Source organism: Achromobacter sp. Marseille-Q4954 (genome assembly GCF_943737025.1).
In the GTDB taxonomy this organism is placed as follows: domain Bacteria; phylum Pseudomonadota; class Gammaproteobacteria; order Burkholderiales; family Burkholderiaceae_B; genus Achromobacter; species Achromobacter bronchisepticus_A.
On record NZ_CALSFQ010000002.1, the window covers coordinates 618,567 to 638,183 of the forward strand.

Here is a 19,617-nt window from a genome sequence, read left to right on the forward strand (position 1 = left end):
TCAGCGGCCAAGGAAGACCGGATCGCGTTTCTCGGCGAACGCCCGCCGGCCTTCGGCGTAGTCCTCGCTGGCGAAGCACTGGGCCACCAGCGCGTCGATCGCATCGAGCTGCGCGGGCGCGGGCGGATTCATGGTCGCCAGTATGGCCGCCTTTGCCGCGCGCAGGGAGAGGGGCGCATTGGCGGCAATGGCGCGCACCCGGGCCTGCGTCTGGCGAACGAAATCGTCGTCGGCGTACCGTTCGTGGACCAGGCCGCGGCGTTCGGCCTGCTCGGCGTCAAGGATGCGGGCGGTATAGAACAGATCGAAGGCGGACACCGCACCCACTACGCCCGCCAGCCTGCGCATGTCGGCATAGGAGTAGCCCAGCCCCAGTCTTGCCGCCGGCATGCGGAAGCGGGCGCTGGCGCTGGCATAGCGCAGGTCGCAAGCCAGCGCCAGGCCGATGCCGCCGCCCATGCAGGCGCCTTGTATCAGCGCGACCGTAGGCGCGGGGAAGTCCGCCAGCAGCTGCTGCGCATCGGCCACCGCCTGGTTGTACCGGGCGACCGCGGCCGCGCCGTCGCGAGCCTGGTCAAACTCGCTGATGTCGGCCCCGGACACGAAGGCCCGGGTACCGGCGCCGGTCAGCGCCAGCACCCGGACCTCGGCGCCTTCGAGCTCACGCAGCGCCGCGGCCAGTTGCTGCCACATGGCCAGCGTCATCGCATTGCGCCGTTCCGGATGGCAGACCGTCAGGGTTGCGATGCCGTCCTGGAAATCCAACTGGATCTGGCCGCCGCTCATACCACGCCCTCTTCATACAGGCGCTCGACGTCGCCCGTGGCATAGCCCAACTCCGCCAGCATCTCGCGGGTGTGTTCGCCCCAGCCGGGGGCGGGCCTCGCGATCTGGGCGGGCGTGCGCGTCAAGGCCACGGGCTGCGAGATCACGCGGTATTCGTGCCCGGTCTCGTCCGCAACCCTCTGCGCCACGCCCAGATGGCGCACCTGTTCGTCCTCGAATACCTGCGGAATGCTGTAGACCGGGCCTGCCGGCACGCCGGCGCGGTTCAGCAGCCCGACCCAGTGCGCGACGCCCTGCTGGCGGAAGCGCTGCGCCAGGGATGCGTTGAGCGCGGCCCGGTTGGCCACGCGCAGCTTCTCGGTCGCATAGCGCGGGTCCTCCAGCCATTGCGGCGCGTCCAGGCACTCGCACAGGCGGCGCCAGTTGCCTTCGCCGGACGCGCCCAGGTTGAACGCGCCGTCGCTGGCCTCGAACAACCCCATCGGACTGCTGGTCGGATGGTCGTTGCCCGCCTGCACCGGGGTGTCGCCGTCGTTCAGATAGCGCGCCGCCTGGAAGTCCATCAGCGCGATCTGCGTATGCAGCAGGGAACTGTGGACCCATTGGCCCGTGCCGGAGTGTTCACGCTCCAGCAGGGCCAGCAGGATGCCGACCGCGGCATAGATGCCCGTGCCGCAATCGGCGACCGCGAGTCCGGCGCGCAGCGGACCGCCGCCGGCAAAGCCCGTGACCGACATGAGCCCGCCCATGCCCTGGATGATCTGGTCAAAGCCCGGCCGGTCCGCATAGGGGCCGTCCTGCCCAAAGCCGGAAATGCTGGCCAGGATGATGCGGGGATTGATGGCGCGCAGGGCGTCGTAGTCCACGCCCAGGCGCGTCTTGACGTCGGGGCGCCAGTTCTCGACCACCACGTCGGCCGTGGCCACCAGCTGCTTGAACACGGCCAGGCCTTCGGGCTTCTTCAGGTTCAGCGTCATCGACCGCTTGTTGCGGTTCAGGTTCTGGAAGTCGCCGCCGGTACGGTCGGCGGCGAACATGGCTTCATTGGGATCGATCCCGGCTGGCGGTTCGATGCGGATCACGTCCGCGCCGAAATCAGCCAGGATGCGCACGCAGGTCGGGCCGGCGCGCACGCGCGAGAGGTCCAGCACGCGAAAGCGCGCAAGAGTGGGGGAGGCATTGATTCTGGCCATGATGAGTCCGTGGATTAGCGTTGCAGGATGGCGGAAAAGGGCAGGGCGAACTGATGCGCGAAGGCCAGCAGCAGCGCTTCGCTGCCGGGCGCGCCGACCGCTTGCACGCAGACGGGGCGGCCTTGCGCATCGATGCCGACGGGCAAGACCAGCGCCGGCAGGCCCAGATAGTTGAGGTAGGCGTGGTGACGGTGCAGCGCGGCCAGGGCGCGCGGATCGAAGCCGGGGCTGCTGGTGGTCACCGCGGCGCGGTCCGGCACGCCTTGCGGCAGGCAGGGCATGAGCAGCAGGTCCGCGTCGGCCAGACAGGTGGCGAGGAAGGCGGCGCGCAATGGCGCGATCTGCGACAAGGCATGGCGATACCAGACCGCCGGCATGGCCCAGCCCGGCAGCGCGATGGCCCGGGTGGCGGGCGCCAGCGAGGCCAATTCATGGCGCGCGCTGTCCGCGAGCGTGACCGCGGCTTCGGCATGCAGCACGATCTGGGCCAGGCGGTTCAAGCGGTCCAGGTCGGGCGCGGGGCGCAAGCCGATGCGATGTGGATCGGGCAGGCCGTGTTCGAATCGCGCCATCACCGCCGCCACGTCGGCGCGCGCCCCGGCGGTCGCCAGCGTCGACGCCAGCCGCCAACGCCGCGGCCTGGATAGTTCCTGTTCGATCTGCGCGGCGTCCGCAGGCAAGGCGGACGCCGTTGTCGGCGCTGGCAGCAACGCGGCGTAGACGCAGGCCGCATCCAGCGCGCTGCGGCCCATCACGCCCACCGTGTCCAAGGTAGGCGCCAAGGCCGCCACGCCGTCCGCCGGGATCGCCCCTGGCGTCGGCTTGAGTCCGACCAGGCCGCAGGTCGCGGCCGGCATGCGCACCGAGCCGGCAGTATCGGTGCCCAGCGTTGCGGGCACCAGGCCCGCCGCCACCGCAACGGCGCAGCCGCTGGACGATCCGCCCACCGCGGCGGCGGCGTCCAGCGGATTGGCCAGCGGTGCGCCGTGCGGGTTTTCGGCTGTCGCGCCGCAGGCGTGCTCGGCCATCGCCAGCGCGCCCAGGTTCAGCGCGCCGTGGTCCTGCAAGCGGCGCAGCGCCGTGGCCATCGGACCCGCGGCTTCGTCGCGCAATGGCCGTCCGCGCCCCGGCGCGTGCATGCCGGTCTGGAACGCATCCTTGTGCGCCAGCGCCACCCCTTCAAGCAGGCCGCCGGAACGCACGGTTGGCGGGGAGGGCTGATAGGTGCGCGTGGCGCAGTGCAAGTCGGCCGCGCGCCGCTGGAACGCCGCAGCCTGGGCCGCGACCAAGGCGGCGCGTGCGCCGGGCGCGGCCTGGGCGTAGTTTTGGCGCATGTCGGCCACGGAGAGATGCAGCAGAGGATCAGGCATCGCCATCCCCGCAACCCGCGATCTCGGCCTCCACGGCAGCAAGACGCAAAAGCGTGCGAGCGACCGCCGCTTGCGTCTCCACGGGTACCTCCAGGCCATGCGTCTTGCAGGCCAGGGCGACCCAGGCCTGCCATTCCTGCTTGGGCGAGTCTTCCATGCTCATTACCTCCTGCCGCGTTTTGCTCGTTAAAATAAAAGTCTAGTCTCATAAATATATTTATAGAAGTCAAGAAAATACTATGCCTAGCGTGAATTTTCTTCCCCCCTTGACCGGAGTCCGCCATGAAAGCCGCTGAGCGCATCCGCCTGTCCGTCGAAGAGTCCATCCGCGATGGCAGCCTGCTGCCGGGAGATCCGGTCGATGAACAAATGCTGATGCAGACCTACGAGGTCTCCCGTACGCCGGTGCGCGAGGCGCTGCTGCAACTGCAAGCGCAAGGCCTGGTGGCCAGCCTGCCGCGCGGCGGCATGGTGGTGGCGAAGATGGACGTGGCCCAGTTGCTGGCGATGTGGGAACTGCTGGCGGAGCTGGAAGGCATAGGCGCGCGCCTGGCTTGCGAACGCATGACGCCGGCCGAACGCGACGAGCTGGCGGCCATCCATGAACGCGCCGCGGCCGTGGTAAGGCGCGAGGACACCGACGCCTGGCAGGAACACAACCGGCGCTTCCACGATGCCCTGTACCAAGGGGCCCGCAATCCCTATCTGCGCCAGGAGATCCTGCGCATGCGGTCGCGCACCGGCGCCTACCGGCTGCACGCCTTTTCGGCTTTCGGCCGCCTGGCCTCGTCGTGGGAACAGCATGGCCAGCTGCTCGAAGCGATCCAGGCGCAGGACCCGGCGCGCGCGGCCGCGGTCATGACCCAGCACATGAGCCCCGGGCAGGGGGCCACCAGCTTCGCGTCCTTTATCGCCGCGCTACCCAAGAACCTGCTGGCCTGAAGACGCGCCAGCGGGGCGTCGCCGGCGGTGCTCACCGCGGGTTAATCCTGATTATTGTATTTTTTCAAAATGGCAAAATATATTTATAGCAGACAAAAACATCTGCTCGCGTGACCTTGCCCCGGTGTCGGCGGGCTAGGGCGCTCCCCTGATCCGCTCCACCGAGGAACCCGCTATGGATGCTGTTTCACCGCAACCCCTCACCGCGCCGGCGCACGGCCCAGCGCCCACCGCCGATTCAGGCCAGATGCACCGCAAGGTCGCCTGGCGCCTCATTCCTTTCCTGATTTTCCTGTTCCTGCTGGCGTGGATCGACCGCGTCAACGTCGGTTTCGCCAAACTGCAGATGCTGCAGGACCTGCGCTTCAGCGAAGCCGTGTACGGTCTGGGGGCGGGCATCTTCTTCATCGGCTACTTCATCTTCGAAGTGCCCAGCAACCTGCTGCTGCAGCGCATCGGCGCGCGCAAGACCCTGGCCCGCATCACCATCCTGTGGGGTTTGACCTCGATGGCGATGGCATTCGTGACCACGCCGACTTCCTTCTATGTCCTGCGCTTTCTGCTCGGCGCCTTCGAAGCGGGCTTCTTCCCCGGCGTCATGCTCTATCTGACGTACTGGATACCGGCAGGCAGGCGAGGGCGCATCAATGGCTGGTTCATGACGTCATTCGGGATCGCCGGCATCGTCGGCGGGCCGATAGCCGGGCTCATCATGAGCGGCATGGACGGCGTGGCGCCGCTGCGCAACTGGCAATGGCTGTTCGTGCTGGAAGGCATTCCATCGGTGATCGCCGGACTGGTGGTGCTGGCCTACCTGCCGGACCGCCCCCAACAGGCGCGCTGGCTCAGCGCGGCGGAGAAGGCCGCGCTGACGGCTGAGCTGGACAGCGAACGCCTGGATCCCGGCAAACATGCCAGCTTCGCCCAGGCCCTGCGCCTGCCGGCCTTGTGGCTGTGCACCGCGGCGTACTTCTGCATCGTCGGCGGCAATGCGACGCTGGCGTTCTGGATGCCTTCCATCGTGCGCGAGCTCGGTGTGCAAGGCGCCCTGAACATAGGCCTGTTGTCGGCCATCCCGTTCATCCTGGGCACGGCCGCGATGGTGATCAACGGCGCGCATTCCGACTCCACCCGTGAACGCCGGCTGCATTGCGCGGGCGCCACACTTGTCGGCGCGCTGGGCCTGTCCCTGACCGGCGCCTACATCGGCAGCCCCGTGCTGGCGATGGGCGCCTTGAGCATCGCCGCCATCGGCGTGCTTGGCGCGTTCCCCGTCTTCTGGGCCATTCCGGCGGCATTCCTGACAGGCACCGCGGCCGCGGGCGGCATCGCCTTCATCAATTCGGTCGGCAACCTGGCCGGCTTCGCCACGCCCTTCATGATGGGCTGGCTCAAGGAATGGACGGGCGGCGTGGCCGCCGGCCTGTACGTCGTGGCCGGCATGCAGCTTGTCGCCACGGCGGTCGTCGCGCTGACGATGCGCAGGCTCGCGGTCTAGCCTACGGGGGCGGAAGCCGTGCGCAAGATCCGCCGCCGTGTCATCATCGACACAGGCTTCCGGTATCGGCTCGCAGCCAAGCCGGGATAGGCCGTGGGGATGGACATCGCCCGCGGCAAGGACCAGAACGCCTTTTACATCCTGGTCGGGAGCGCATGGCGATGAAGAGAAACGACGCAACCCCGGAGCTGGAGGCAGGCGCCTCCCAGCTCGGCAACCTGCTGCAATTCCTGGCCTGGATCGCCGAACGGCCGCGCACCTATGCGCAGACCATGGACGCCTGGCGCAGTTCCTGTCCGCGCCTGTCCGCCTGGGAAGACGCGACCGCCAACGGACTCGTGGACATGTCCCGGGACCGGGACGATGCGCGCGCCGAACCGGTCGTCATCCTGACGCCAAAAGGCCGGACCCTGCTGGCGTCGGCCGGCGCCCGTGCACGCCCCTGATACGAAGGGCCGGCTGCCTCGCGCCAACCTTTGCTTACATCCGCTCCCGGCTCGATGTAACGATGTGGCTTTTTTTGCCGATTTCGTCGAAAAAAAGCGCTGATTCGTCGAAAAAGCGTTGCACCGACCGCACGGCCTGCGGATTCTAGTGGCGAAACTTTGCCAGTTACTACTGAGCGACGCGTCCGGCTCCCGGACGGGTTCCGCGCTCAGGCCACAAGAATCCGATCATCCATGAAGCCCCTCTCTCGCCCCACGCGCGGCCACGGCCTGCCTTTCCCTCTGCTGCGGCAGAACACCTTGCGGCTGGCCATCGCGTCCGCGCTGGGCGCCTGCGCCTGGGGCGCGGCGGGCAGCGCGCAGGCCGGCTACGCATGCGCAGGCGGCCCCACCTTGAACGTGCCGTCCGGCAACTACCCAAGCGCCCAGGCCATCTGCGAGGGCGACAGCGGCGTAGACCATGACAACGAAAAGAACGGCCAGAACGGACCGGACGTGTCGGTCACGTCCTCGGGCAACTACAACGCCAACGAGAACCAGACCCGGCTGAACCCAGTGGGCGTGGTCACGGCCATATCGCGCGGCGGCGATGGCGTGGATGAAGGCACGGCAGGCGATGGCGGCCACATCACCGTGTCCAGCAGCGGCGACATCGCGCTCAACGGCACGGCGCTCAGCAACTTCAACAGCCTGATCATGGCGGTCTCGTCCGGCGGCATCGGCGACCCCGCCAACGACAACAACGATTCGAACGGCGGACATGGCGGACTGGGCCAGAACGTGACCGTGACCAATTCCGGCAACCTGACGTTGTCGGGTTCATTGCCCACCCCGCGCCAAGGCTTGTACGGCATCAACGCGCGGGCCGTGGGCGGGGCGGGCGGCGACCAGAACGATCCGACGCTGGAATACGGCGACCAAATCGGCGGCAATGGCGGCAACGCCAGCACGGTCACGGTCAGCAACACCGGCGCCATCAACCTGGGCAGCAGCGCCACAAGGCTGCGCACCTACGCAACCGGCGCGGCCATCTACGCGAACTCCGTGGGCGGCATGGGCGGCTACAACAACGGCAATGCTGGCACGGGCGGCACCGTGCAGGTAACGCACCAGGGCCAGGCCAACAGCTACTGGCAGGTTTTCGACAGCGGCACGGTCTTTGGCATTTATGCGCACAGCATCGGCGGCGACGGAACCGCGTCGACCGACAACAGCGACAACGGCGGCAACGGCGGCGGCACCTCGGACAGCTGGACCCAGAAGGTGACCGTGGACGTGAACGGCTCGGTGCTGCTGGACGTGGCCGGTTCGGCGGCCGGCGCGACCGTGCAGGGCGCCGGCGTTGCCGCCCGCGCCATCGGCGGCAAGGGCGGCAAAGGCCCGGACAAGGACCATTCCGGCGGCAATGGCGGCGCGGGTGGCGCCGTGGCGATCAATCTCTATCAGGGCGGCAGCGTCGCGACCCGCGGCGACAACCTGCCCGGCCTGGCGGCGCAGAGCCTGGGCGGGCAGGGCGGCGACGGCACCGACAGCACCAAGCTGGCCGGGCAGGGCGGGGGCGGCGGATTCGGCGGCAACGCCAGCGCCGTCACCGTCTCCACCGCCAGCGGCAGCGCCATCAGCACCACGGGCAATTTTTCCACCGGCATCGTGGCGCAATCGGTCGGCGGCGGCGGCGGCACGGGCAGCGACTTCGTGTCGGTGCTGGGCGGCCAGGGAGGCAACGGCGGCAATGGCGGCAACGCCGGCGCGGTCAATGTCGCGACCGCCGGCACGGTCACCACCGGCGGCGACCACGCCTACGGCGTGCTGGCCCAGTCCATCGCCGGCAGCGGCGGCGCGGGCGGCGCGGACACGGCCGAACTGGTTTCCCTGGGCGGGGACGGCGCAGGCGGCGGCGCGGCCAGCCAGGTCACCATGAGCAACAGCGGGTCCATCGCCACCTCGGGCTACAGCTCGCACGGCATGATCGGCCAGTCCATCGGCGGCGGCGGCGGCGCTTCCGGCAGCGCGACCGGCCTGCTGAGCGTGGGCGGCAGTTCGGCCGGGGCCACCGGATCCTCCGGCAGCACGGTGGTCATGGGCAATACCGGCTCCATCTCGACGGCCGGCAACGCCGCCATCGGCATGGTGGCCCAGTCCATCGGCGGCGGCGGGGGCAGCGGCGGCGACAGTATCGGCGTGCTGGGCGTGGGCGGCGCCGGCGCCGGGGGCGGCGCGGGCGGCAACGTCATCATCCAGGACCTGGGCTCGATCCAGACCGCCGGCCAGTTCGGCGCGGGCGTGCTGGCCCAATCCGTGGGCGGCGGGGGCGGCAACGGCGGCGATACCTTCACCGCATCGGTGGGCGTATCGGTGGCGATCGGCGGCAGCGCCAGCGGCGGCGGCAACGGCGGCACGGTCTGCATGAGCAACCAGGGCGGCTGCGACGGCACGCTGACGTACTCCACCTCGAACATCGCCACCCATGGCAACTACGCGCCCGGCATCATCGCGCAAAGCGTCGGCGGGGGCGGCGGCACGGGCGGCAGCGTCAAGAACGCCAGCGTGGCGTCCTTCGCGGCCTTGCAACTGGGCGGCAGCGGCGGCGCCGGCGGCAATGCCGCCGAGGTCAAGGTGGGTTACAGCAACCTCAACATCAGCACCGGCGGCTCGCACTCGGCCGGCATCCTGGCCCAGTCCATCGGCGGAGGCGGCGGCAACGGCGGCGACGCCAGCTATTACGACGTGACGGTCGGTTTCAACGCGGCGGTGGTGCTGGGCGGCAGCGGCGGCTCGGGCGGCGCCGGCCAGTCCTCCATCGTGAACCTGAGCGGTTCGCACGTCGCCACGGGCATGGACTACGCCAGCCCGAACATCGATCCCGCCACTTATGCGCCCAACGATTCGTTCGGCATCCTGGCGCAGACCATAGGCGGAGGCGGCGGCAATGGCGGCAGTTCCAGCGCCAGCGATCTGGTGGTGGCGGTGCCCACCGGCGAGGGCGCATCCCTGGCGTTCAACTTCGAAGCCGCGGTGGGCGGCAGCGGCGGGGCGGGCGGCAGCGCCTGCCCGCCGGGAGACGCGGCGTGCGTCACCCAGATCAACCTCAGCAACGGCTCCACGGTCGCCACCCTGGGCGACGGCTCCCACGCCGTGATGGCGCAATCCATAGGCGGAGGCGGCGGCAATGGCGGCGATTCGTCCGTGCTGTCCACCGTGCTGGGCGATGCGACCACGATCTCGCTGTCCGCGGGCATGACACTGGGCGGTTCCGGCTCGGCAGGCGGCGACGGCGGCGCGGTGGGCGTGAGCCTGGGCGATGCCAACGGCGCCTATGTCGCCATGCCGCCGTCGTTGCTGACCCCGCCCGGCGTGCGCGTGCCGCCGGCGTCCACCATCGTGACCTATGGCGACTACGCCAACGGCGTGTTGGCGCAATCCATAGGCGGAGGCGGCGGCAACGGCGGGGTCGGCAGCAGCAATGCCTACACCCACGGCGGGCCCACCAACGTCAAGCTGACCCTGGCCCTGGGCGGCACCGGCGGCTCGGGCGGCACCGGCGGCAATGTGGACGTGACGCTGAACCCCAACTTCGCCATCCGCACGCTGGGCTCGGGCTCGCGCGGCATCGTGGCGCAGTCCATCGGCGGCGGCGGCGGGGCCTCGCAGGGTGGCACGCTGAACGTGGCCGGCAGCGCCGAGGAACGGCCGTCCGCCCGCCTGCAGGTGGGCCTGGGCGCCACGGGCGGTTCCGGCGCCACCGGCGGCAGCATCGCCGCGGTCTTGCTCGGCGCCATCCGCACCGAAGGCGGCGATGCCGACGGCGTGCTGCTGCAATCGATCGGCGGCGGCGGCGGGCTGGGCGGATCGCTGGGCGCCGACGCCTCGTCCTATCCCATCCTGGACCGCATCGGCAATCACAGCGACAACAAGGAACGGCTCGACGACGAAAACAGCACTTATCAATTCGGCGTGGACGTGGGCGGCACCGGGGGCACGGGCGGCCATGGCGGCAACGTCACCGTGAACTACGCCGGCAAGATCGCCACCGCCGGCGACTGGGCCGACGGCCTGGTCGCCCAATCCATAGGCGGGGGCGGCGGCGTGGGCGGATCGTCCAGCGCCTCGGGCAGCAAGATCAAGGCCAACGCGATCATCGGCGTGGGCGGCAGCGGCGGCGTGGGCGGCAACGGCGGCGCCCTGAGCTTCTACTTCGACGACGACCATGGCAACAGCATCGTCACAACCGGCTACAACGCCTACGGCGTGCTGCTGCAATCGATCGGCGGGGGCGGCGGGCAGGGCGGCGACGGTTCCGATCAGGCCCAGGGCACCATCACCGTCGGCGCCTCCTTCGGCGGAACCGGCGGCGTGGCCGGCGACGGCGGCGGCATCCTGACCTCTGGCGGCGGCAGTTGGCTGAACGTCCAGACCACGGGCGACGACTCTCCGGCGCTGGCGATGCAGTCGATCGGCGGCGGCGGCGGCACGGCCGGCGCGGGCAACAGCAGCTCCAAGCTGCAGCAGGACAGCCATTCCATGAGCGTCGCGGTGGGCGGCAACGGCGGCTTGTCCGGCTCGGGCGGCAACATCGATGTCGCTACCGGCATCGCCGCCACCACGCAAGGGGCGCGCGCCTACGGCGTGCTTGCGCAATCGATCGGCGGCGGCGGCGGCCTGGGCGGCGCGGGCGACGCCAGCAATCTGGCCAGCGTGTCGCTGGGCGGGCGCGGCGGCGCGGCCGGCGATGGCGGAACCGTGACCTTGACCTTGAATGCCGGCGGCCACATCAGCACCAGCGGCGCGGGCTCGCATGGCCTGATCGCCCAGTCCATCGGCGGCGGCGGAGGCATCGCGGGCGACACCAGCAAGGGGCTGCAATTGGGTTCGGGCGGTTGGACCCCAAGCGGCGGGCAGACGGGCGGCAGCGGCAGCGGCGGAACGGTCGCTCTCAATGTCGCCAGCAATATCGAAACCCACGGCGCCTACGCCTTCGGCGTAATCGCCCAATCCATCGGCGGCGGGGGCGGGCTGGGCGGCAATGCCGCTGGCGGCTTCGCCGGCAGCACGGCAGGCGCCGGTAGCACGGGATCAGGCGGGAACGTCACGCTGACGCAAAGCGGCAGCATCGCCGCGACCGGCGCCGGCGCCACCGGCATCCTTGCGCAAAGCGCCGGTCCGCAAGGGTCGGGCCAGGTGGCCGTCACCGTCGACGGTTCGGTCAGCGGCGGCACCGGCGCGGGCGCCTACGGCGTCTGGATCGTGGGCGACCAGCAGAACACGCTGACCGTGGGCTCGGCGGGCATGATCGCGGCCGGCGCCGGCGGCAGCGCGGTGCGCTACGACGGCGCCACCCTGCAGCAGGCCAAGACCGTGAGCTTCCTGGCCAGCGCCCCCAGCGCCAGCCTGTCCATCAACAATGCGGGGAACGTCCTCGGCAACATCGAATGCGGCGGCGGCGCGGGCGGCATCGCCTGCAATGTCTGGAACGCCGCCAGCGGCACCCTGAGCGACGCCACGCTCTATCAGGCCAACATCGACAACGCGGGTGTCGTGGCCATAGGCAGGACCGGTGCCTTCGACACGCTCACGGTCGCGGGGAATTTCAACCTGCGGGCCGGCGGCCTGCTGCAGGCTGACGTGGACTTCGCCAACCTCAAATCGCCGAGCATGGTGGTGCAGGGCGATACCCGCCTGGACGGCCAGGTCAATGTCCAGCCCATCACCTTGCTGCCCGATCACGAAGTCACCGTGGCGACGCTGCAAGGCGATGTGCAAGGCAGTCCCGTTGCCAAGGACAGCCCGGTGATCGACTACGACGCCAGGCTGGACGGCAAGAACGTGCGCGTGCGCGCCGCGCAGGCCGACTTCGCCGCGCCGTCCATGCAATTGGCCGCCAACCAGCGCTCGGTCGCGAGTCATCTGCAAGGCGCCTGGAACCTGGGCGGCAATGCCGCCATGGCGTCCTTGTTCGCGGCGCTGGACATGGCCTCCCGCGAAAGCGCCGACACCTATTCGAACCGGCTGTCCGACCTGTCGGCCGGCGTCACCGTGGCGCCCGCCGCGCAGATGCAGGCCAGCATGGCGCGCTTTACCGGCGCCATGATGTCGTGCCCGGCATTCCAGGGCGGCGACGCGCTGACCGGCGAGCAGGATTGCCTGTGGGGCCAGGTGTCCGGCATCAATACCAACCAGGACGGCGACGGCGGCGTCTCCGGTTTTTCGTTCGATGGCGTCACCTACCAGTTCGGCGGCCAGCGCCAGGTCAGCCCGGGCTGGTTCCTGGGCGGCTCCGTCGCCTACCAGATCAGCCATCTGAGCGGCGACGATGGACGGGTCAGCGGCAAGGGCGACAGCGGCTATGCCGGCGTGGTGGTCAAGCGCGAAACCGGGCCCTGGACCCTGTCTGCGGCCCTGGGCGGCGGCTATGGCCAATACGATATCAACCGCAGCATCCGCATCCCCGGCATGCAGAGCACGGCCGACTCGGACCTGGACGTCTATGGCGCGGCCTTGCGCCTGCGCATCGCCCGCACCTACGCCGCGGAACACGTCTACCTGAAACCCTATGTGGATCTGGACGCGTCCTACACCCATATGCCCGGCTACAGCGAATCCCGCGACGCCCTGCATCTGGACGTGGAAAGCAGCAACCAGTTCGTCATGGCCCTGTCGCCGACGCTGGAGCTGGGCGGCAAGGTGGCGCTGAAGAACGGCGCGACCATGCGCCCCTACATGTATGGCGGCGTGTCGTTCCTGTCCAAGAACGAGTACACGGTCAAGTCGCGCTTGCAGGGCGCACCGGCAGGCTCCGGCGCCTTCGACACCTCGGTGCCCATGGACGACGTCATCAGCCGCATCGGCGCAGGCCTGCAGGTGTCGAACGCCGGCGGCCTGGACTTCCGGCTGCAGTACGACGGCGACTTTTCGTCCCACATACAAAGCCATCGCGGCACGTTGAAGGTGATGGTGCCGTTCTGACCACCCGGATTCTTGTTGACCCCAGTGATTTCAGCGTCTGGAACACGCAGCTCAGCCGCAAGTTGCCCTCCGCCACAGCTAGATTGAGCTTTGCTTCATTCGGCTCGACAGCGCAGCGGCGGTTTCCTTGCGTTCGCTGTAGCGATCCACCAAGTAGGGTGTTGCATCCCGAGTGAGCAACGTGAACTTCATCAACTCCTCGACAACGTCCACGATTCGATCGTAGTAAGGGGAGGGCTTCATACGTCCCGTATCGTCGAACTCTTGGTAAGCCTTGGCTACCGACGATTGATTCGGGATAGTCAACATGCGCATCCAGCGCCCCAGCACCCGCATCTGGTTCACGGCGTTGAACGACTGCGAGCCGCCCGACACCTGCATCACCGCCAGCGTCTTGCCCTGAGTCGGTCGCACGGCGCCCACCGACAGCGGGATCCAGTCAATCTGCGTCTTCATCAATCCCGTCATCGCGCCGTGACGCTCGGGCGAACTCCAGACCATGCCGTCGGCCCATTGGACCAATTCGTGAAGCTCACGAACCTTGGGATGGTCCTCCGTGGCGTCATCGACCAGCGGCAGGCCGGAAGGGTTGAACAACCGGGTTTCGCCGCCCAGCGCCTCGAGCACGCGCGCCGCTTCCTCGGCAACCAAACGGCTGTAAGAACGCTCACGCAACGACCCATACAACAGCAGGAAGCGCGGCGCGTGCGTGGCCCGTTCGGGCGAGAACAGCTCGGCCAGGCTTGGTTTTTCAAACAGCGAGGGATCGATATTCGGCGAATCGGCGAGGAACTCAGACACGGTTGCCCTCCGCATCGCGCGACGTGCGGCAGGCCGGATTGTGATAAATCGTGATGGAACTCATGAAACACCTCTATTGATACGGAATTCAAACTTCAATCGACCGCAGGCCGCGCTCGCAGTACCAGCAAGGCTGCGCAGGCCGCCAAGCCTATGGCCCCGGATAGCCACAGAGCGTTGGCGCCCCACGCGTCCAGCGCCAGGCCGAAGAGAAACGGGGCGGCCGCTTGCGCGACACGCGCCGGCATCATCAACCATCCCTGGCGGGCGCCATAGCCCTGCGGGCCAAACAGCGCCAACGGCAACGTGCCCTTGGCGATGGTCAGAATGCCGTTGCCCGCTCCGTGCAGAATGGCGAACACCGGCGCCATTACCGGTCCGCCGGTCAACAGCACCGCAACGCCGGCCGGATGCGCAAGAGCCGCCAGGCGTGCCGACAACAAGGGATGAACCTGGCGTAGAAGCCCAAACTCGAGTAGGCGTCCAGCCACCTGCGCGGGACCGATCAGCGCGCCCACGGCCACAGCAGCGGCGAGGGTCGCGCCAGCAGCTTCCAGCATGCGCGGCAAGTGCGTGGCCATCGCGGTACTGATGAACCAGGTCGCTGCAAACACGAAGGCGAGGAGGGCAGTGGCATACCTCTGCGGTTTCGACTCGGGCACGGCGCGCGGCCCGGCATCCACGCTGCCGGTGACATTCGGGGCTTCCGCCTTCGGAACAGCCGCCGCCTTGGGGAGCCAGGCGTTCAGCGGCAGGCCGACCAATAGATGCAAGCCTGCCCAGCCCAGGCATGCGCCGCGCCAGCCAAACTGCGCTTCCATCCAGGCGGAAAGCGGCCATCCCACGGTACTGGCGAACCCTGCGATCAGCGTGATCCCCGTAATGGCGCCACGGGCACGATGACCATAGAGGCGCACCAGGCTGGAAAACGCCGCCTCGTATAGTCCGGATCCCATCGCCACTCCCATGACGAGCCAGGCGGCCACCATCGTCCAGAGCCCCTGAGCGCTGCCTAGCATCCCCAGCCCCAAGGCGAACAGCAAACTCGTGCCGACCAGCACGATGCGGCCACCGCGACGATCGATTGCTTGTCCTGCCCACGGGCCGACCAGTGCCGATGCGACCATGGCTATCGAAAAGGCCGCGTATACCGTTGGCGCGGAGAGCTCCAGATCGCGAGCCATTGGATCGGCCAGCATTGCCGGCAAGTAGTAGGAAGACGCCCAGGCCAGGGTTTGGGCCGTTCCCAGGGCGCCGACAACGCGGACAGGGGCGCTGGCCATAAATCAATTCCGCATGGCGCCAGCGTCATACCAGCCTTTGCTCCGATTGACGATCCGCACGACGAGCAACATCACGGGCACCTCGATGAGCACGCCAACGACAGTCGCCAACGCGGCACCGGACTGGAAACCAAACAGGCTGATCGCGGCGGCAACGGCCAGTTCAAAGAAATTGGATGCGCCGATTAGCGCCGACGGGCACGCAATGCTGTGCTTCTCGCCGACCCGGCGATTGAGCCAGTACGCCAGGCCGGAGTTGAAGAACACCTGGATAAGAATGGGTACGGCCAGCATGGCGATAACCAGCGGCTGCCCGATGATGGCCTCGCCCTGGAACGCGAAGAGCAGTACCAGCGTCAGCAGCAGGGCGGCCATCGAGAATGGCCCGATTCGCTCCAGCGCCGCTTCAAACGCCGCCTGGCCGCGGCGAAGCAGCGCCCGGCGCCAGAGCTGGGCAAGAATGACCGGAATCACGATGTACAGCCCGACGGACACCAAGAGCGTGTCCCAAGGCACGGTGATGGCCGATAGACCCAACAGCAGTCCAACCACGGGCGCGAACGCGAACACCATGATGGTGTCGTTCAGCGCCACCTGGGACAGCGTGAAAACCGGATCGCCGCCGGTCAACCGGCTCCAGACGAAGACCATGGCGGTACACGGCGCCGCGGCCAGGAGGATCAGGCCGGCGATGTAGCTATCCAATTGGTCGGCGGGCAACCACGGGGAAAAGATCTGGCGGATGAATAGCCACCCCAGAAAGGCCATCGAAAAGGGCTTGACGGCCCAATTGATGAACAGCGTCACGCCGATGCCGCGCCAATGCTGCTTGACCTGGCCCAGTGCGCCGAAGTCCACCTTGAGCAGCATCGGAATGATCATCACCCAGATCAGGACCCCAACCGGCAGGTTGACCTGGGCGACCTCCAGGCGGCCAATCGCCTGGAACAACGCCGGCATGAGCTGCCCAAGCGTCACCCCCAGGACGATGCAGAGGAAGACCCACAACGTGAGGTAGCGCTCGAAAACACTCATCCCGGGGCGCTCGCGCGGGGCCGGCGCCGCCTGCGTACTGGACGACATCGGTTTACTCCCGGGACTGGCCAATGCCGCGCAGCTCGGTCTGCAGCGACATGGCGTCCAGGCGGTCAAGCGGCAAGGACAAGAACAGTTCGATACGGCGCTTGAGCATTCGCGCAGCTTCGTGGAAGGCCTTGAGGCGTTCTTCCTCGCTGCCCTCATGCGCCGCGGGATCCGCCACGCCCCAGTGCGCAGTCATCGGATGGCCCGGCCATACCGGGCAGACTTCACCCGCAGCGTTGTCGCACACCGTGATGATGAAGTCCATCCTGGGGGCATCCGGGGTGGCGAACTCGTCCCAACTCTTGCTCCGGTACCCATCCGCGGGCAACGAATAGGATTTGAGGGTGGCGAGAGCTAGAGGGTGGACCTCGCCCTTGGGAGTGCTACCAGCCGAGTACGCCTGAAACCGGCCAGCGCCCAAACCCTTAAGCAGCCCTTCGGCCAGGATTGAACGCGCGGAATTGCCTGTGCATAGAAAGAGCACATTGAAAGGGGAGTGCGACATGAGATTTCCTAGCAGCAACGGGTAGTGGAGTTTGCTTTTGGGGTGCAGCAACCGGTGGGCGCCGCAGCTTTGATCGACGGCGAACCGCAGTCGGGCGCCGCCACCTGATCGACATGAGCGCTGTGCGCCTCGCCATAGACGGGGATGGAGCCCAGCGTGTGGAAGTGCTCCCAAGCCAATCCTTGTGGATCGGTGACCCAGTATTTCTCGCTGCGGGCGTAGCAGCAGGACGTTTCTCCCTGGTCATCCAGAACCAGGCTCGCAGCCTGCGCCCGGGATTTCAATGCATCCAGTTCCTCGGCGCTGTCGGCCTGAATCCCGAAATGATCAACGCCCAGGCCGGCGCCACGGGTCGATATGGCGAAGTTCACAGGAGGATCATCCAGCATCCACTTCGCGTAGTCGGATTCGACGCGGGCTGGCTCAAGGGCGAAAAGCCGGGAATAGAAACCAATGTTCCTGGCCAGGTCATCGACGTGTAGATGGACGTGGAAGCGCTTCATGGAGAACTCCTGATTAGCAGGTCGTGCAGGCCGCGGGACCGGAAGCCTCGCAGGGCGCTCCCTGGCAGCAATGCTCGGTGAGATAACCGAGCAAGCCATTCATCTTCGAGAAATCGGCGCGGTAGATCAGATTGCGCCCCTGTTGCTCGACGCTGACCAGGCCCGCATGCGCCAGCTCCTTCAGGTGAAAGGAAAGCGTGTTGCGCGCGACTCCGAGCTGGTCCGCCAGGACGCTAGGCATGAGTCCTGGCAACCCGGCCACCACGAGCGCGCGGAAAGTCCGCAGTCGTTGGGGATGGGCAAGAGCGCCGAGCGCTGAGATGGCTTGATCTTCGTTCATGATTCAATCATACAACGATTGTTGAATTATTAGCCAATGGAGAACCGCCGCGGATAGAGCGCGAAGCTCATATCTCTTACTTTACATAATACACATTATGCGTATTGAGCCTTCGCGTAAACGATTGCTTGCCGCCCAGGATCCAAGCAACAATAATGGGAATCATTATTGAACATGCCCATGACCGCGCTGTCCTGACCAAAGCCCGTTTTCTCTCTCCAGCCCCGATGTCCGCATCCTCCCCAATTCGTTCCATCCAACGGCCCGCCGCTACCACGGCAGTACGCAGATTCGCCGACGAGTTGCTCTGCCATTACCGTGACCTGCAACGGCATCTCAACTACCAATTGCGGAACCCGGACGACGCCGCCGACATTGCCCAGGCAAGCTTCGAGCGCGTTTACGCCAACGGCCTGGACCAGGCACGAAAGAACGGCCCCGCGATCGAATCCTTGCGCGGCCTGCTGTTCCGCGTCGCGCACAATCTCTGCATCGATGAGGCGCGCCGCCGCAAGGTCTCGCAGAACTGGCTGGCCCTGCATGGACCGCTGGAAGCCGAAGCGATGGCGCCGTCCGCCGAGCAAGTCGTGTCGCAGCGCCAGATGGTCGAGCGCGTAGCCGCGGTGCTGGCGTCTCTGCCCGCGCGGCGGATGCAGGTCTTTCTGCTGTTCCGCGCCTACGGCTACAGCCGCGCCGAAATCTCGGCAAAGCTGGGTATCACGGAAGCGGCAGTCGCCAAGCATCTGGTGCGCGCGACCCTGGATTGTTCGCACGCGTTGCGCAACCTGTACCTGGAATCTGAAGTCCGCGGCGGCCGGGAACGCGGGAGCGCTCACGTCACGGGCGCGAGCGACTGACATCATGCCGCAGATCCTCGACGAGGCGCTCATCGACCAGGCCCTGAGCCTGATCGCTACTGCTGAAGTCGCAACCGAACGCGCCGCGCGCCAGGCGGCTTCCCGGCTGACCGCTTGGCGCGCACGTACGCCGCAGCACGAGGCCGCGTACCTCGAAGCCTTCCGGCGCTGGCAACTGCTTGCCGCCATGGCGCCGGAAATGCGCACGCAGTTCGACCAGGAGGACCTCATCCTTGCCTCGGATCGCCGGTTGCCTCGCCGTGCGCTGCTGGGCTGGACAGCCGCGGGCGCCTGTACCGCCTTGTTCGGCGCGGGCTGGTACTGGCGGCAGCCGCTGTACCAGGCATCCCACGAAACTGGATCTCGCCAACTATCGCAGGCGCAGGTACCCGATCAACGCGATGACGGCGGCCCGGCCACCCGCATCGACCTGAGTCCGGGCACGCGCCTCGCGGTCAGTCTCTACCGGCACGAACGCCTGGTGGAACTGACCCAGGGCGAAGCGCTGTTCACGGTCGCCGCCGACGCCAGCCGCCCATTCCGCGTCCGCACCCGCGGCGGCGAGGTCGAGGTCGTGGGCACGGTGTTCAGCGTCAGCGACCGTGGCGGTGCAGTCTCCGTGGCCGTGGAAGAAGGCCATGTGCGCTTCCGCCCTGCTCTGCCCGATGTCCGTTGGTACAGCCTGGCGCGCAGTGGCCCTGCCCTGGATCTGCACGCCGACACCGCCGTCAACTGGCGTAGCGGCAAAGTGGATGCCGTCCGGCGCATCGATCCTGACAGCATCGCCGCCTGGCGCAATGGCTGGCTATGGTTCGACAACCTACGCCTGGACGAGGCCCTGCCTGCCATCAACGCCTTCCGCGAGCGCCCGCTCAGGACTGCCGATCCGAAGGTCAACGCGCTGCGCCTGACCGGGCGCTTTCGCAGCGCCGACGCCGACAACGCGGCGAATCTGCTTGAAGCGATACTCCCGCTACGCGCGGAATCCCGTCCGAACGGCGATGTCGTACTGCGGCTGCGCTGATTTTTCCCGGCTGGGTGTCTCCA

General features: G+C 67.7%; 16 protein-coding genes. 6 read left to right on the plus strand and 10 right to left on the minus strand.

The features are described 5' to 3' along the window. Genes NGK62_RS20885 through NGK62_RS20900 form a run of 4 tightly spaced genes read right to left on the minus strand, consistent with a single transcriptional unit; the run spans position 1 to position 3,512 of the window. The gene (locus tag NGK62_RS20885) at positions 1-786 is read right to left on the minus strand and encodes an enoyl-CoA hydratase (protein ID WP_251880152.1); all 786 of its coding nucleotides are present in this window, start codon (positions 784-786) and stop codon (positions 1-3) included. After that, a complete protein-coding gene (locus NGK62_RS20890) occupies positions 783-1,979 on the minus strand; it encodes a CaiB/BaiF CoA transferase family protein (protein ID WP_251880154.1) in 1,197 nt (398 codons plus the stop codon). Before NGK62_RS20890 ends, NGK62_RS20885 begins: the two co-directional genes overlap by 4 nt. 14 nt (positions 1,980-1,993) lie before the next feature. Then, positions 1,994-3,349 (minus strand): amidase, encoded by a 1,356-nt coding sequence (locus tag NGK62_RS20895; RefSeq protein ID WP_251880156.1) that lies wholly within the window; start codon positions 3,347-3,349, stop codon positions 1,994-1,996. Further along, entirely contained in the window at positions 3,342-3,512 is a 171-nt protein-coding gene (locus NGK62_RS20900) for a hypothetical protein (protein ID WP_165867867.1), read from the minus strand. Before NGK62_RS20900 ends, NGK62_RS20895 begins: the two co-directional genes overlap by 8 nt. Positions 3,513-3,631: 119 nt before the next feature. Between NGK62_RS20900 and NGK62_RS20905 the strand changes: the two genes are divergently transcribed. The 4 genes from NGK62_RS20905 (at position 3,632) to NGK62_RS20920 (ending at position 13,198) form a co-directional block, all read left to right on the plus strand. After that, a complete protein-coding gene (locus tag NGK62_RS20905) occupies positions 3,632-4,291 on the plus strand; it encodes a GntR family transcriptional regulator (protein WP_059376151.1) in 660 nt (219 codons plus the stop codon). A 175-nt stretch (positions 4,292-4,466) separates the two neighbouring features. Next, positions 4,467-5,789, plus strand: a complete 1,323-nt coding sequence (locus NGK62_RS20910; RefSeq protein ID WP_059376154.1) for an MFS transporter — start codon at positions 4,467-4,469, stop codon at positions 5,787-5,789. 161 nt (positions 5,790-5,950) lie between these two features. Continuing rightward, entirely contained in the window at positions 5,951-6,235 is a 285-nt protein-coding gene (locus NGK62_RS20915) for a hypothetical protein (RefSeq protein ID WP_059376157.1), read from the plus strand. Positions 6,236-6,469: 234 nt separating this feature from the next. Next, positions 6,470-13,198 (plus strand): autotransporter outer membrane beta-barrel domain-containing protein, encoded by a 6,729-nt coding sequence (locus NGK62_RS20920; RefSeq protein ID WP_251880158.1) that lies wholly within the window; start codon positions 6,470-6,472, stop codon positions 13,196-13,198. Between the two features lie 78 nt (positions 13,199-13,276). Here NGK62_RS20920 and arsH read toward each other — a convergent pair whose 3' ends face one another. From arsH to NGK62_RS20950, 6 genes are all read right to left on the minus strand, one after another. After that, on the minus strand, positions 13,277-13,999 hold the full coding sequence (arsH, locus tag NGK62_RS20925) for an arsenical resistance protein ArsH (RefSeq protein WP_251880160.1): 723 nt from the start codon (positions 13,997-13,999) through the stop codon (positions 13,277-13,279). 95 nt (positions 14,000-14,094) lie between these two features. Continuing rightward, on the minus strand, positions 14,095-15,282 hold the full coding sequence (locus tag NGK62_RS20930) for an MFS transporter (protein ID WP_251880162.1): 1,188 nt from the start codon (positions 15,280-15,282) through the stop codon (positions 14,095-14,097). 3 nt (positions 15,283-15,285) lie between these two features. After that, positions 15,286-16,365 (minus strand): ACR3 family arsenite efflux transporter, encoded by a 1,080-nt coding sequence (gene arsB / locus NGK62_RS20935; RefSeq protein WP_251880164.1) that lies wholly within the window; start codon positions 16,363-16,365, stop codon positions 15,286-15,288. 4 nt (positions 16,366-16,369) lie between these two features. After that, positions 16,370-16,870, minus strand: a complete 501-nt coding sequence (locus NGK62_RS20940) for an arsenate reductase ArsC (protein WP_059379781.1) — start codon at positions 16,868-16,870, stop codon at positions 16,370-16,372. 8 nt (positions 16,871-16,878) lie between these two features. Then, positions 16,879-17,373 (minus strand): ArsI/CadI family heavy metal resistance metalloenzyme, encoded by a 495-nt coding sequence (locus tag NGK62_RS20945; protein WP_059379780.1) that lies wholly within the window; start codon positions 17,371-17,373, stop codon positions 16,879-16,881. Positions 17,374-17,386: 13 nt separating this feature from the next. Next, complete coding sequence (locus NGK62_RS20950; RefSeq protein WP_059379779.1) at positions 17,387-17,713, minus strand: ArsR/SmtB family transcription factor; 327 nt, start codon at positions 17,711-17,713, stop codon at positions 17,387-17,389. Positions 17,714-17,940: 227 nt separating this feature from the next. On the opposite strand from NGK62_RS20950, the gene NGK62_RS20955 reads away from it, so the two are divergent. Continuing rightward, positions 17,941-18,570: an RNA polymerase sigma factor gene (locus tag NGK62_RS20955; RefSeq protein WP_251880166.1), complete on the plus strand. Its 630-nt coding sequence runs from the start codon at positions 17,941-17,943 to the stop codon at positions 18,568-18,570. 4 nt (positions 18,571-18,574) lie between these two features. Continuing rightward, positions 18,575-19,594 (plus strand): FecR family protein, encoded by a 1,020-nt coding sequence (locus NGK62_RS20960; RefSeq protein WP_251880168.1) that lies wholly within the window; start codon positions 18,575-18,577, stop codon positions 19,592-19,594. The last annotated feature ends 23 nt before the right edge of the window (positions 19,595-19,617 follow it).